Below are 14,395 nucleotides of genomic sequence, written 5' to 3' on the forward strand. Positions count from 1 at the left end.
CAACCTGCGGGGCAGTCGCATCCCTCCAAAGAGTGCCAAGGCTAGCACGATGGAGGGCGCGAAAGGGATGACGATGTCGGGGCTGGCAAGCAATGCGACGGCTTTATTTTCGGACGCTGGCTGACTGTCTGATGACGCTCTGCCGATAACCGGGCGCCAGGGTCAGACGCTGGTTTCCATTGCCTGGGCGTGTGCGCGGGGTCTGGCTTTGACGGGAGTGGAAATCTGCAATTCGGTGAGCTCGTCAAAGCGGGAAAGCTCGCGGCGCAGCTCAAGCATGTAATCCAGCGCGCCGCTCAGGCAAATGCTGTAAGCCAGCAATTCGACGCCTTCTTCGACGGTGGTTTTCGCCAGTCGCGCGTAGCCGCCCTGAAGGATGCCGTGCCACAGCGAGCCCATGCCGAACAGTCGCGAGAAGATCAGCACCAGCAGGCCCGCCATGACGAAGCCGAAGGCTGGGCGCACTGAGAAGCGAGCCAGGCCCGAGACCACGTCGCGCCGCGCACTCTTGTTGCCCAACGCCTTGTAGACGCAGGTGCCAGCAGTGAGCAGGGCGGGCCATAGCCAGAAACTGTGACTGATCGGGTCAAACAACCCGTCCAGCTCACGAATCAGCATGCAGGCAAAGAAGCCGCCAATCAGGATGCCAATGCCTCGTTGCCCTGGTTGGCGCGCCGAGACCCAGAACACCCCCGCGATGATCGCCAGCATGACTTCCTGGCTGACTTCGGTGAACGAGGTTTCGAGGATGTCCGTTTTAGCGACGAAGATGTCGATGAACACCATGCCGATACTGAAGAGGGTAAGCGTCAGCATGACGCTAAAGCGCGTCAGTGCCGATTTAATAAGTTTTAGATCGTTGTTCACAAGTTTTTCACTGCCGAGCCGGTATTAAGGGGCGCGACTCTAAAGAACTTTTCCGGGCTCGCCAAACAGCAGATAAGTTCATTCTTCCGCTTTTTCTCTTCTTCAGTAACAGTCTTTTGTTATATCCGCTCTTGCGATTTTTTAAATCCGCAGTTTCCGCGTGAATACTACCGCAGCATTGCGGGATCGGGCCGCTCATGCGGGCTGATGGGCGTGAAACACACAAAGTCAAAGTGTTTAACCTGATGTTGAATATGTTCACGCATACTTCAAAATCGGCTGAGCATGAACCTCGACAACGCTCTCAGGTCTACCTTGCCTGGTCTGGATCAGCGACACTGCGTGTCTTGTTTATACCGGTGCCCGGAGCGCTCATGTCCTTGCCTGCTTCCCCTTCTTCCACGCGCGATTTCATCTTCGCCGCTTGCGCGTTGCTCATTGCCATGGTCGGCACCACGCTGCCCACGCCGTTGTATGCGCTCTATCAACAGCGGCTCGGCTTCGACGCGAGCTGGTTGACGATCATTTTCTCGATCTATGCGGCGGGCGTTATCGCAGCACTGTTGGCGGTCGGCAGCTGGTCCGATCAATTAGGGCGCAAGCCGTTGTTGCTGGCAGGGCTGGCGATGGGGGCTATAAGCGCGGTCATCTTTCTGTTCAGCGATTCAATTGGCGGCCTGCTGATCGGCCGGCTTTTTTCCGGCTTCAGCGCGGGCATCATGACCGGCACGGCCACTGTTGCCGTCATCGAACTGGCCCCCAAGAGCTGGAAGAACGCCACGCTCGTGGCCACGGCCGCCAACATGTTCGGCCTCGGCATCGGGCCTCTGCTCGCTGGCTACACCTCCCAGTTTCTGCCGGACGCGCTGCACCTGGTGTTCTACGTGCACCTGGGAATGCTCGTGCTGGCGACGCTCGGCATCGCGCTGATTCGCGAAACCGTACAGCGTCCTGCGGTGCTGAAACTGGGCATCCAAAAGCCTTCCGTTCCGGCTTCCGTGCGCAGCGTGTTTATCTCCGCGTCCATCGCCGGGCTGGCGGGTTTCAGCGTGGCAGGATTGTTCACCAGCATGGTGCCGTCGGTGATGATCCACGTCATGCATGAGCAAGGCGGGCTGTTGATCGGCGCGGTGATCGGCTTGTTCTTCGTCGCCTCCATCATCGGCCAGGCGCTTTTGCAGGTCTTGCCGAAGGACCGGCACATGACCCTCGGTTGCGTCGGGTTGATCATCGGCATGATTTGTCTGGGGCTGAGCATTGCTACCTCGCAGTTGGGGCTGTTGATTGCGGCGGGGCTGGTGGCAGGCGTCGGCCAGGGCATGATCCTGCGCGCCGGCATGGGCGCGGTCACGGCCAGTAGCCCGCCTCATCAGAAGGCTGCCGTGACGTCAGCATTCTTCGTGGTGCTTTACGTGTCGATCTCGGTGCCGGTGGTGGCGGTGGGTTTCAGCGTGCGAGTGTTTGGTCTGGAGCATGTGGGCGAATTCTTCGCCGCGCTGGTGGCCGTCGTGGCCTTGCTGGCGATGATCAGCATGAAGCGTGTGCAGTCAAAACAGGCCGCCCTGTCGGCGTCCGGGAGCTGAACAATGAGCGTTAAAGTCGGCTTGATCTCGGACACCCACGGCCTGCTGCGCCCTCAGGCACTGCAGGCATTGCAGGGCTGCGATTACCTGATCCACGGTGGCGACATCGGCAAGCCGGAAATCCTCGAGGCGTTGAAGGCCATCGCGCCACTCACGGTGGTGCGAGGCAACAATGACACCGACGACGCCTGGGCCTGCGACGTGCCGTACGAAGCGGTTTTGCGGATCGGCGGCCTAGCGATTTACACCACGCACATACTGGCCGATGTGCCGAAAGCATTGCCCGAAGGTGTCCGTGTCGTGGTCACCGGGCACTCCCACCGGCCCTTGCAGCAGATGCGCAACGGCGTGCTGTTCATCAACCCGGGCAGCGCCGGACCGCGACGATTTAAATTGCCGATCACGATCGGCCTGCTGCACATCGATGGCGACGAAGTGCGCGGTGAGTTGATCGAGCTGGCGCTCACATAACCCCGGCTTGTCTTGGTCTCGCCTCTGCCGACCGGCGTAGGAGCGCGCTGGCCCGCGATGGCGTTCAGTCTATGAATCCCTGTCGCCTGGCACGCCGCGTTCGCCAGCAAGCCGCCTCCTTGATCTGATAGCGTTCGCCGAATATCCCGGTTACTTCGCAATCGGGTCCAGGCCGCTGGCCTTGATGGCTGGCGCGGCTGCCGATGAGCTCAGAAACTCCAGAAACTGTTTGGCCTGCTCAGGGTGTTTGCTCTGGATCACCACGCCCGCGGAGTAGAGGGTCATCTGCTGCGCCTGGTCGGGGATCAGGCCGATGATGTCGATGCCCTCCACCGGCTTGAGCTCGCTCAGCTGCTGAAAGCCGATCTCGGCGTCTCCGCGTGCGACGACTTCGCCGACGGGCTCGGCGGGGATCATGCGGCTTTTGCTCTGAATCCGGTCGGCGATGTGCATCTGGCTGAACAGCACGCGGGACAAGTACACGCCGCTGGCGCTGTCCGAGTAGGCAATGCTTTTGGCGTCCAGCAGGGTCTGCTTGAAGGCTTCCATGGTGCTGATGTCCGGGTGCGGCGCGCCGTGACGCACGGCCATGGCGATGTAGGATTTGCCCAGATCGACGCGGGTCTTCGGATCGACCTTGCCTTCCTTGATTAACTTGTCCAGCGCCGCACCGACCATCAACACCACGTCGGCCGGCTCGTGGCGCGCCAGTCGGTTGGGAATTGCCTGGGGCGTCGCGCCCATTGAAGGCGCCACTTCTCCTTGCAGCTTCACGCCGGCGCGCTGTTCGTAATCGGGGGCTACAGCCTTGAACGCGCCCATGATCCCGCCCGAACTCAGCACGATCAGCTGGACCGGTGCAGGTGCCGTGGCGGCGTGGGAGAAGGCGACAGGAACGAGGGAGAGGGCGGCACTGAGGAGATAAGGCAACATTCTTTTCATGGAGATAAACCCGGCGTTGGAGATGAATATGACGAAATAAAACAGCGCGGGCAGTATGTGGCAATTGTGAGATCAGTAAATCCCTTTCTTGCCAGTGCACCTGCGATGTTCGTCTTCAACCCCTTGCACCGCCTGCGTCGGGCGGCTTTTCGCCCGACGCAGATAAAGCGGATTTACACCTTGAAGTGGCTGACCAGCATTTGCAGCTGGTTGCCCAATCGTGCGAGTTCGACGCTTGAAGCGGCAGTTTCTTCGCTGGCGGCGGCCGTCTGTTCGGACACGTCGCGCACGTTGACGATGCTGCGGCTGATCTCTTCGGCCACCGAGCTTTGCTGCTCGGCAGCGGCTGCGATCTGCTGGTTCATGGCCTGAATGTTCGACACTGTCTGGGTAATGTTTTCCAGCGACGTTCCGGCCTTGCGGGTCAGGGCCACCGAGCTGTCGGTCAGGTTGCGGCTGCTGAGCATGATCTCCGATACCTGGCGAGTGCCGTTTTGCAGCGCGGCGACCAGACCTTCGATCTCTTCGGTGGATTGCTGAGTGCGTTGCGCCAGGCCTCGCACCTCGTCGGCGACCACGGCAAAACCGCGACCGGCTTCACCGGCACGGGCCGCCTCGATGGCCGCGTTGAGGGCCAACAGGTTGGTCTGCTCGGCAACGGCCTTGATCACGTCCATGACCTTGCCGATCTTGTCGCTTTCCTGTTCCAGCACCGACATCGCGTCAGTGGAACGGACCACTTCACTGGCCAGTTTCTCAATCTGCACGATCGCTTCGCCTACCACTTTGTCGCCTTCACGTGCCTGCTTGTCAGCGGCAGAAGCGGCGACCGACGCCTGCTCGGCGTTGCGCGCCACCTCGTGAACAGTGGCTGACATTTCGTGCATCGCGGTGGCGACCTGGTCGGTTTCGACCTTCTGGCTGTTGACCCCGGCGCTGGTCTGTTCGGTCACGGCCGACAGCTCTTCAGCTGCGCTGGCAATTTGCGTGACACTGTCACGGATGCCGCCGATCAACTCACGCAACGTGGCGCCCATGCGCTGGATGCCCATTTGCAGAACGCCCAGTTCATCTTTGCGGGTCACGACCATGTTGTGGGACAAGTCGCCGGAGGCAATGCGGTCGACGACAGCCAGAGTCTGCTGCAGTGGACGGGTGATCTGGCGGGTAATGATGATCGCCGCCAGGGTGCCGAGAATCAGCGCCAGGAGCGTGCCTGCCAACTGCAGCGTGCGGGCTTGCTGAATGTCAGCCTGGCCCAAGGTGTTCTGCAGATCAGTGAGCTGTTGCGCCAGCTTCACGATGACACCCTGTTCCTCGGTCATCTCGGTGCGCGCAGCATTGATATTGCCAGTGGCGAGCTTGAATCCCTGCACCGAGTTGCGATAGCCGATCAGCGCCGCTTCCAGCTGCTTCAGGCGCTCGGCCTGAGTGCCGCCAAACATGGCGTTGAGTGGCGCGAGGCCGTCGAGGGCGGTGGTCAATTGGCGCATGGCCGCTTCTTCAGTCTTGGCCGAGACGCTGCCTGTGTACCCGCGTACTTCATAACGCACCAGCATCACGTCTTCGCGGGCTTTGATGACGGCCTGGTACTGCTCGAAACGGCGTTCATCCGTCGGGTCGAGCTTCATCACATCATCGCTGATCGCGGCAATAAGGTCGGCTGCGTTCACCGCGTCGACGCCCATGCTATCGCGCACCTTGGCGCTCGCAAGGTAGGACTCGCGCATTTTTTTCAACGAGCCTTCATAAGCGCTGATCTGCTCGCCCATGGTTTTGATGAGCGGGACGTTCTGCGGGTTAGTGAAGGTTTTTTGCAGAAATTGCTGCTGCGCCTTGAATGCGTCGAGCGCGGTCTGAACGCTTTGCGCGGCCACTTCGTCGCCGTTGCTGAGCATATATTGCAGGCGCGTCACCCGCAGGTCGGTGAGCTTCTGGCTGAGCTTGGTGATATCACCCACCCATTGGCTGCGTAAGCTCATCTGGCCCAGGCTGTTCCAGCCCACCAGGGCCAGCAGGGCAGTCAGTACAAGCACGACGCCGAAGCCCAGGGCTAGCTTCTTATTGACGCTGATGTTGGCCATCCAGCTGTTCATTCCATTTTCTCCAGAATCCGTAATTTTTTGAAATCGTCAGCTGGAGAGTTGTTGTTATGGAGCCAGCGAAACATTCATGTGTACGAATGCATCGGCAGGCTGCGGAGAATCTGTAACCGATGTGTGACTTGTCTGATGAGCGTGTACGAGGTTGGCAAATGCTGGCGCCAATCTTTTCGCCGTCATCTGTAACGGGCATGAAATCTTTCAACTGTTGGCAAGCCCGCTAACGCACTACCGTGTAAAGGCCGCGAGACTTCGCCGCCACCGATGGCGATTTTCTAATCACGACAGGACGTTTGGCCATGGGGTCAGTTCAGCGATTTACCACGCTAGACAGCTTCAGGGGCGTTTTCGCCTTGCTGGTGGTGTTCCATCACCTGCATGTCGTGGGCGCGTTCATCGAGCTGCCGTTTTTTCGCAGAGCCGAGATCCTGCTCAACTTCTTCTTTGTGCTCAGCGGTTTTGTCCTTGCCCACTCGTATGGCCTGAAGGCGCCGTTTGGCTTCAAGCGTTTCGTCATATCGAGAATATTCCGCCTGTACCCGCTGCACGTCGTGATGCTGCTGGTGTTTATCCTCTTCGAAGGCGTGCGTTGGGCGGCCTACAAGAAAGGGTTTACCCTGAACAACGTGCCGTTCACCGGGCTGTTCGACCCGTCAGAGATCCTGCCCAATCTGCTACTGGTGCAAGCCTGGACGACGCTCACTGAAACCATGTCGTTCAATTACCCGTCATGGAGCATCAGCATCGAGTTCTACATCTACCTGCTCTTCGGCGCGCTGTGCCTGCTTTCGTTGAAAAGCCGCTTTGTGATGTTTGCCTGCGTGGCCATCGTTGCATTCACGATGATCTTCACTGAACACGAACCGCTGGTCTGGCGGGCCATGATGGGGCTGTCCTGCTTCTTTGCCGGCAATATCACGTACCTGGCTTACCTGCTGATTCGCGACCGATTCGTGCCGGTGTGCTGGCTGATGACGGTGCTCGAAGTGGGGCTGACGTGCACAACGTACTGGATGGTGATGAACGACTACAGCGACCGCTCGCCCATTGCCAGCCTGACGTTCTGCGTGCTGGTGCTGGTGTTCGCGTTCGAGGCCGGGCTGGTATCGACTTTCCTGAAAACTGCGGTATTCAGGCTGCTGGGCAAGTTGTCGTACTCCATCTATATGACCCACGCCGCGCTGCTGTTTTGCCTGTCGACGGTGTTCATCGTGGCGCAGAAGCTCACCGGGCGAGATCTGTCGCCGATGATCAACGGTCAGCGTTTCATGGACACCGGCTCAGAGCTGGCCAACAACGCGCTGGTGATCGCGGTGACCCTCGTAGCGATTGGCCTGGCAGCCCTGGCTCACACGTACATCGAGCTGAAGGGCGTCGAGTTGGGCAAGCGGATGGTCGGGCAATCGCCGAGTAAAGCACCGGTCAGTCAGGGCATGGGTGATGGCTTGAAGCCGCAGGTGGATCGCGCGGCGTGAACCCCCGATGGATACGCTGAGGCCTACTCGCGGCGGAGCCAGTCCACCATTCCCAGCCCTGCCGCGCGGCCGCTGGAGAAACAGGCGGTGAGCAAATATCCGCCGGTGGGCGCCTCCCAGTCGAGCATCTCTCCGGCGCAGAACACGCCCGGCAGGGACGGGATCATCAATTGCTCGTTCAGCGCTTCGAATCTCACCCCGCCCGCTGTGCTGATGGCTTCATCCAGCGGGCGCGGCTTGATCAGTGTCAGCGGCAAGGCCTTGATCGCCAGCGCAAGCAAGGCTGGATCAGCGAATGTCACTGCGGGGGTAAGCTCGCGCAACAGCGCCGCCTTCACGCCGTCGAGGCCCAACTGGCTGTGCAGATGCTTGGACATCGAGCGTGAACCGCGCGGTTTGCTCAGGGCCTTCTGTACCTGGGGGACGGTTTTTCCGGGCAGCAAATCAATCTCGACCGTGGCCGAGCCCGACTGATTGATCGCCTCGCGGATCTGCGCGGACAAGGCGTAAACGAGGCTGCCCTCCACGCCAGTCTGGGTGATCACGCATTCGCCCAGGCGCAAGGTCTGGTCTCGCAGTCCCATCGCGATGTTCTTCAGCGGCGCGCCGGCGAACTTGCTGCGCAGCAGTTCGCTCCAGGCCGAGACGTCGAACCCGCAATTGGCGGCTTGCAACGGCGCTATCCTGACCCCGCGTTCTTCAAGCAGTGGCACCCACGCGCCATCCGAACCCAGCCGCGACCAACTGGACCCGCCCAACGCCAGCAGCGTGGCGGCAGGGTTCAGGGCGAGTTCGCCATCGGGACCGGATATGCGCAACGTATTGTCGGCATTCCAGCCCAGCCATCGGTGACGGGTGTGGATAACTACGCCGGACTCACGCAGGCGCTTGAGCCAGGCGCGCAGCAGTGGCGCAGCTTTCATGTCGGTGGGGAACACGCGGCCCGAACTGCCGACGAAGGTCTGGATGCCCAAACCGTGAATCCACTCGCACAGCGCCTGCGCGCCGAAGCTGCGCAGCAGCGGCGCGATCAGCGGGGCGCGTTCGGCATAGCGGGAAACGAACGCAGGCGACGGCTCGGAGTGGGTAATGTTCATGCCGCCCACACCAGCCAGCAGAAACTTGCGCCCGACCGAGGGCATGGCGTCGTAGAGATCTACCTTGAGCCCCGCCTGGCTCAGCACTTCAGCGGCCATCAGGCCGGCAGGTCCGCCGCCGATGATGACGACTGTCTGGGTGCTTGAGGTGGCGGGAAACGTCATGGCTGGGCGGACACTGGTGGAAAGAGGGGCGCGCATTCTACGCGAGCTTCGTGAAACGCGGCCAGCCTGTGGAAAACTTTTTGATCAAAAAACGTACAGCGTGCGCCAGGCCCAGTGTTATCAGGGAATCGTGGCCTTGCACTCAGGTTATCCACAGGCGGTTCCACAGGGGATGTGGGTAAGTTCTGCGATCGCTCACAGGCCGCGCTCTACCCACACGCGCTGGGCACTGTGGTGCAGAATCCCGTGCCGCCGGGCGAGCGCTTCCCGGTCCTTGCTGTAGCCACCGCCAATCACGCCCATCACCGGAATGTCCCGGCCCAGGCAATGGCGCATCACCGCCTCGTCACGGCGGGCAACCCCTGTGTCGGTCAGCTGCAGATACCCCAGCGCGTCGTCCTTGTGCACATCCACGCCAGCGTCGTACAGCACCAGATCAGGCCGATACAGCGGCAGCAGGTAATTGAGGGTGTCGTCGACCACTTTCAGATAATCGTCGTCACCCAGGCCCATTGGCAGCGGAATGTCCCAGTCACTCTGGGCCTTGCGCGCGGGGAAGTTCTTTTCGCAGTGCAGCGAGACGGTGATTGCGTCATCGGTGTGTTCGAGAATCCGCGCGGTGCCGTCGCCCTGATGCACGTCGCAGTCGAAAATCAGCACCCGGTCGACGCGTCCGCTGTGCAGCAGGTACTGACTGATGATCGCCAGGTCGTTGAAGATGCAGAAACCGGCCGGGTAATCGTAATGCGCATGATGGGTCCCGCCCGCCAAGTGACAGGCCAGTCCGTGTTTTAGCGCCATTTCTGCGGTCAGCAAAGAACCTCCCACCGCACGCACCGTACGTCGGGCGAGATCCTCGGTCCAGGGCAGGCCAAGGCGACGTTGATCCTCCCGCGACAGCGCGCCGTCCATATAACGGCTGATGTAGCCAGGGTCATGGGCGAGCGCGAGGATGTCCGTTGGGCAGACCTGCGGGCGAAACAATTGAGCATCTGTCGTCAGGCCGGTGTCGATAAGGTGGTCGTGCAGAAGCCGGAACTTGTCCATCGGGAAGCGATGGTCCGGCGGAAAGTCCGGGCTGTAGTCTTCGTGATAAATAAGGGGCAGGGGCATGGTGGGCACGCGTCTGGTTCGAAGGGGAATCTTGCCAGTTCTGACGATCACCGCACAGCGATTTGCCTGAGCGGGAAGATCGCCAGCCGGCAGGGAATTTGAAAGCCGAGGCACAGGGAGAAGATCGATGGAGCCGATTCTTGAGCTCAACAGCGCACGCTTGTTGATGCGTCAATGGCGAGATGATGATTTGCCGACTTTCGCGCAGATGTGCGCCGATCCCCAAGTGATGCGCTATTTCCCGCAGCCCTTGAGCCGCATGGAAAGCGCCAAGCTGATTGGCCGCGTGCGCGGGCATTTTGCCGAGTACGGATTTGGGTTCTGGGCCCTTGAGCGCAAGGATACGGGCGAATTCATCGGCTTCACCGGCCTGAGCGTAGTGGGCTTCGACGCAGGATTTACCCCTGCGGTGGAAATCGGCTGGCGCCTGGCTCGCGAGCATTGGGGCCTGGGTTACGCCAGCGAAGCCGCCTGGACGGTGCTTGGCTGCGGTTTCGAGCATCTGGACCTGGATGAAATCGTGGCCTTTGCGGCGGTGAACAATCTGCCTTCGCAAAAGGTCATGCAGGCCATCGGCATGCGCAACGATCCGGCTGACAACTTCGATCATCCGAAATTGCCCGACGGCCATGCCCTCAGGCCCCACGTGTTGTATCGCATCAACCGAAAAGGCTGGCTGGCGACCCTGTGATTCGCTGCGGGAATCGGGCTACAAACCTCTGTATCATTTCGTCCTACTTCCATCTGCGCCGAACTTCGGCGCCCATGGCCTGATTGATGTAATGACGGTCGGCGAGACGACCGTGTGAGGAACCCTGAATGAGTCACGTGCTGGATGATCTGGTGTCGCTATTGAGCCTGGAGCCGATCGAAGAAAACCTCTTCCGCGGGCGCAGCCAGGACCTTGGCTTTCCCCAGCTGTTTGGCGGTCAGGTGCTGGGTCAGTCGCTGTCGGCGGCGAGCAAGACGGTCGAAGACGCCCGCCATGTGCATTCACTGCATGGCTATTTTTTGCGCCCCGGCGACGCGCACTTGCCAGTGGTGTATCAGGTCGACCGGGTCCGTGATGGCGGCAGTTTCAGCACGCGCCGGGTGACGGCTATCCAGAAGGGGCAGCCGATCTTCACCTGCAGCGCGTCTTTCCAGTACGACGAAGAGGGCTTCGAGCACCAGACTCAAATGCCACACGTGGTCGGTCCTGAAAGTCTGCCGTCCGAGCTTGAGCTGATGCGTCAGCGCGAGCACCTGATTCCGGAGCACATGAAGGACAAGCTGCTGTGCCCCAAGCCCATCGAATTCCGGCCGGTCACCGAGTCTGATCCCTACAATCCCAAGCCTGCGGACCCGGTGAAATACGTGTGGTTTCGCGCCGACGGCACGCTGCCCGATATCCCCGCGTTGCACCGCTACATGCTCGCCTACGCCTCTGATTTCAACCTGCTGACCACTTCTCTGCTGCCTCACGGCAAGACGGTCTGGCAGAAAGACATGCAGATCGCCAGCCTTGATCACTCGCTGTGGTTCCATGGTGAACTGCGCGCTGACGATTGGCTGCTCTATGCCATGGACAGTCCATGGGCCGGCAACGCACGCGGATTCTCCCGCGGCAGCGTGTTCAACCGTGCGGGCAAACTTGTGGCGTCGGTCAGCCAGGAAGGTTTGATTCGCCATCGCAAGGATTGGTCATGAGCCTTACACAGGTACGCCACTGGGTATTTGACATGGACGGCACGCTGACCGTCGCCGCCCATGATTTTCCAGCCATCAAACGCGCGCTGGATATCCCTCAGGAGGACGACATCCTCGGGCATCTCGCTGCGCTGCCGGCCGACGTCGCGGCGGCCAAACATGCCTGGCTGCTGGAGCACGAGCGTGCGGTGGCGATTGAGTCCAAACCCGCGACGGGGGCTGTCGAATTGGTGAGGGAGCTGGCAGGGCGGGGTTATCGGCTCGGTATCCTGACTCGCAATGCACGGGAGCTTGCCCATGTGACGCTGGAGGCCATTGGCATCGCGGACTGCTTTGCGGTGGACGACGTGCTCGGTCGCGACGAAGCGGCGCCGAAACCCGATCCGGGTGGCCTCCTGAAGCTGGCGCAAGCGTGGAATGTGCAGCCTTCGGAAATGGTGATGGTGGGTGACTATCAGTTCGACCTGGCCTGCGGCCGCGCGGCAGGCACCCAGACCGTACTGGTCAATCTCCCGGAAAACCCGTGGCCAGAACTGACCGACTGGCATGCGGAGGATTGCGTGGCGTTGCGGGAGATGATTGGCGCGAGTCGCTGATGCGGCGGCGTTCAATCGGTAAGGTCCGGCGTGCGGCAAATCCCTTCTAGGAGCGCGCTTGCCCGCGAAGGCGTCTTGTCAGGAACATCAATGGCGACTGACACACCGCGATCGCGGGCAAGCGCGCTCCTACAGGTTTCGCGGCGCCTCTAAACTTCGGTTTAGACGCTGATCCAATTGTAGGAGCGCGCTTGCCCGCGAAGGCGATCTTGCTGCGACACCTTTGTCGCCTGACTAGACTCGTTCGCCAGCAAGCCGGCTCCTACAGGGAATTGATGCAAGGCGCGAAGGCGTTATCGCCCAGCGCCTCCCTCAAAACACTAAGTCAATTAGCCTTAAAAAGCGCCGTCTGCCCTTCAGGTGAGGTGAAGATCGCGTCGCCGTTGTGCCCGACGTTTTTCACTTCAACCAGGCGTTGATTCAAGCCTTCCGGATGACGCTTGGTGAGGTAGTCGAAATAGTTGTGACCACGGGCCAGACGCTGTGGCCCTTGGGCTTCGGCACCGCAATCCTTGTCCAGCGCCGGATGGTCCGGATCGGTGTCCAGCTCGCCCAGAAGATAAGTAATGTCCCGCTTTACGTACGCAGCCTCCAGCTCAGCCGGTGTTTCCTTGCCGGCATAGGCTGGCAGCTTGTTCAGGCCGTACTTCCATGTGTCGAAGGTCGGGCAGCTTGCCGCATCAACCGGCACAGGCCGAGTCGCATCGAAATATGCATACGAGGATGGGTTGGCGATCACATAGCGCAGCTTGATGCCTTCCTTCTTCAGCAATGCATCTTCCTTGCCGCCAATCATTGCGTAGCGCTGCACCACTTGAGCACCGCCCGAATGGCCAGCGATCACGATCTCCTTCAAGTTGGGAAACAGCTTGCTGTCACTCAAACGTTTGAGGATGTGATCGATGACCACAAAAGAGCTGACCGGCTTGGAGCCCAACGACTTCTCGCCCGCCATCCAGTCATTGGTGTGCCAGCGCAGCACCGATTCGGGCAGGCGGTGCTGTGCAATGTCTTTTTCATCGAGAAATTGCGGCGCGATTAGCAGCGTTTTCGAGCGCTGGCGTGACTGGTTGGCCGCACGCTCGACACTGCGCAGGTAGGTTTGAGCATTGCGCAGCCGGCCGTGAAAAACGATAACGACCTGCTGGACCTGCGGGCTGGGACGAACCCAGCTCTGGCTCAGGCCGAGCGTGGCCTGGGTCGTCCCGTTGATCTGCAGCCGGTCGGGGCTGATGGATTTAACCGCCTGATCCGCTGCATGAGCATTGAGGCTCATCAGGGTGCCCAACAACAGGATCGAAAGCGGTTTCATCATGTGATCAGAGGCTCTTGGCGGCGAACGTATCGCATTGGTTGATTTGTCCTGCGGCAAAACCTGTCTTGAACCAGCGGACCCGCTGGGCAGAAGTGCCGTGGGTAAACGAGTCTGGCACGACCCGGCCCTGACCCTGTTGCTGCAAGCGGTCGTCGCCAATGGCGTTGGCGGCGTTCAGCGCCTCTTCAATATCACCCGGCTCCAGCCAGTTCAAACGCTTTTGTGCGTTGTTGGCCCAAACGCCTGCCAGGCAGTCAGCCTGAAGCTCCTGACGCACCAGCAAACCGTTGTCACCTTCCATTTTCATACCGCGTTGGCGGGCGGCGTCAACTTTAGCCGAAACCCCCAGCAAGGTCTGCACATGATGGCCAACTTCGTGGGCAATCACGTAAGCCTGAGCGAAATCTCCCGCCGCTTTAAAGCGCTGACTCATTTCACGGAAAAACTCCATGTCCAGGTACACGCGCTGGTCAGCCGGGCAGTAGAAAGGGCCGCTCGCCGAAGACGCCGAACCACACGCCGATTGCACCCGACCGCTGAACAGAATCAAGGCGGGTGCCTTGTACTGGCTCCCCATTTGCTGGAACACCTGCTGCCACGTGTCCTCGGTGTCGCCCAGGATCGCGCGCACGAAGTCGGCCTGCTCGTCATTGGCCGGTGGCGCCTGGCGCGTTTGCGGATTGACCGCTGCGGTCTGCTCCGAACCCATCTGGCCGGTGATCTCACCCAGAATCCGCATCGGGTCCTGCCCGGTCAGCAGGCCGATTGCGACGATGATCACAATCCCGCCAAGCCCCAACCCCTTGCCGCCAATGCGCATCCCGCCGCCACCGCCACCCCCGGAATCGCCACGTGCGTCCACGACGTTGTCACTGCGACGTCCTTTTTTCCATAGCATGGGGGAATCCTCTTTTTGGTCGTGTGGGAAGTGTAGACGGCGGGCGTGCGCCGTCTGGTCTGCTGGACTAAGAGAGGAGGGG

At 60.5% G+C, this 14,395-nt stretch carries 13 protein-coding genes and 1 pseudogene; 6 read left to right on the forward strand and 8 right to left on the reverse strand.

The window, feature by feature from the left end:
- Positions 1-162: 162 nt before the first annotated feature.
- Positions 163-816, reverse strand: a complete 654-nt coding sequence (locus tag BMY98_RS10785; protein WP_139214474.1) for a hypothetical protein — start codon at positions 814-816, stop codon at positions 163-165.
- Positions 817-1,241: 425 nt separating this feature from the next.
- Here BMY98_RS10785 and BMY98_RS10790 point away from each other — a divergent pair, with 425 nt between their 5' ends.
- Together BMY98_RS10790 and BMY98_RS10795 are read left to right on the forward strand one after the other, a co-directional pair.
- Entirely contained in the window at positions 1,242-2,450 is a 1,209-nt protein-coding gene (locus tag BMY98_RS10790; protein ID WP_074888556.1) for an MFS transporter, read from the forward strand.
- A gap of 3 nt (positions 2,451-2,453) precedes the next feature.
- Positions 2,454-2,921 (forward strand): metallophosphoesterase family protein, encoded by a 468-nt coding sequence (locus tag BMY98_RS10795; RefSeq protein ID WP_074888559.1) that lies wholly within the window; start codon positions 2,454-2,456, stop codon positions 2,919-2,921.
- A gap of 150 nt (positions 2,922-3,071) precedes the next feature.
- Here BMY98_RS10795 and BMY98_RS10800 read toward each other — a convergent pair whose 3' ends face one another.
- The 3 genes and pseudogenes from BMY98_RS10800 to BMY98_RS28070 form a co-directional block, all read right to left on the reverse strand.
- Positions 3,072-3,863: a substrate-binding domain-containing protein gene (locus BMY98_RS10800; RefSeq protein WP_074888561.1), complete on the reverse strand. Its 792-nt coding sequence runs from the start codon at positions 3,861-3,863 to the stop codon at positions 3,072-3,074.
- A 173-nt stretch (positions 3,864-4,036) separates the two neighbouring features.
- Complete coding sequence (locus tag BMY98_RS28065) at positions 4,037-4,954, reverse strand: methyl-accepting chemotaxis protein (RefSeq protein ID WP_425438864.1); 918 nt, start codon at positions 4,952-4,954, stop codon at positions 4,037-4,039.
- A pseudogene (locus BMY98_RS28070) lies at positions 4,940-5,959 on the reverse strand (methyl-accepting chemotaxis protein); the annotation flags it as partial. The pseudogene BMY98_RS28070 and the gene BMY98_RS28065, both read right to left, overlap by 15 nt.
- A gap of 305 nt (positions 5,960-6,264) precedes the next feature.
- On the opposite strand from BMY98_RS28070, the gene BMY98_RS10810 reads away from it, so the two are divergent.
- On the forward strand, positions 6,265-7,440 hold the full coding sequence (locus BMY98_RS10810; protein WP_074888566.1) for an acyltransferase family protein: 1,176 nt from the start codon (positions 6,265-6,267) through the stop codon (positions 7,438-7,440).
- Between the two features lie 23 nt (positions 7,441-7,463).
- On the opposite strand, the gene BMY98_RS10815 is transcribed toward BMY98_RS10810, so the two are convergent.
- Complete coding sequence (locus BMY98_RS10815; RefSeq protein WP_074888570.1) at positions 7,464-8,702, reverse strand: TIGR03862 family flavoprotein; 1,239 nt, start codon at positions 8,700-8,702, stop codon at positions 7,464-7,466.
- A 195-nt stretch (positions 8,703-8,897) separates the two neighbouring features.
- Complete coding sequence (locus tag BMY98_RS10820; protein WP_074888573.1) at positions 8,898-9,815, reverse strand: histone deacetylase family protein; 918 nt, start codon at positions 9,813-9,815, stop codon at positions 8,898-8,900.
- 127 nt (positions 9,816-9,942) lie between these two features.
- On the opposite strand from BMY98_RS10820, the gene BMY98_RS10825 reads away from it, so the two are divergent.
- The 3 genes from BMY98_RS10825 to BMY98_RS10835 all read left to right on the forward strand — a co-directional run bounded on the left by BMY98_RS10825 (position 9,943) and on the right by BMY98_RS10835 (position 12,100).
- Complete coding sequence (locus tag BMY98_RS10825) at positions 9,943-10,506, forward strand: GNAT family N-acetyltransferase (RefSeq protein WP_074888576.1); 564 nt, start codon at positions 9,943-9,945, stop codon at positions 10,504-10,506.
- A 128-nt stretch (positions 10,507-10,634) separates the two neighbouring features.
- Positions 10,635-11,504, forward strand: coding sequence for an acyl-CoA thioesterase II (gene tesB, locus BMY98_RS10830; protein ID WP_074888578.1), 870 nt, complete (start codon positions 10,635-10,637; stop codon positions 11,502-11,504).
- Positions 11,501-12,100, forward strand: coding sequence for an HAD family hydrolase (locus BMY98_RS10835; RefSeq protein WP_074888581.1), 600 nt, complete (start codon positions 11,501-11,503; stop codon positions 12,098-12,100). Before tesB ends, BMY98_RS10835 begins: the two co-directional genes overlap by 4 nt.
- A gap of 325 nt (positions 12,101-12,425) precedes the next feature.
- On the opposite strand, the gene BMY98_RS10840 is transcribed toward BMY98_RS10835, so the two are convergent.
- Positions 12,426-13,415 (reverse strand): hypothetical protein, encoded by a 990-nt coding sequence (locus BMY98_RS10840; protein WP_074888583.1) that lies wholly within the window; start codon positions 13,413-13,415, stop codon positions 12,426-12,428.
- 4 nt (positions 13,416-13,419) lie between these two features.
- Positions 13,420-14,313 carry a KPN_02809 family neutral zinc metallopeptidase gene (ypfJ, locus tag BMY98_RS10845; protein WP_074888585.1) on the reverse strand — a complete coding sequence of 298 codons (894 nt, stop codon included), beginning with the start codon at positions 14,311-14,313 and terminating at the stop codon, positions 13,420-13,422.
- Positions 14,314-14,395: the final 82 nt, after the last annotated feature.

It is taken from the genome of Pseudomonas graminis (assembly GCF_900111735.1).
GTDB classification, from domain to species: Bacteria; Pseudomonadota; Gammaproteobacteria; order Pseudomonadales; family Pseudomonadaceae; genus Aquipseudomonas; species Aquipseudomonas graminis.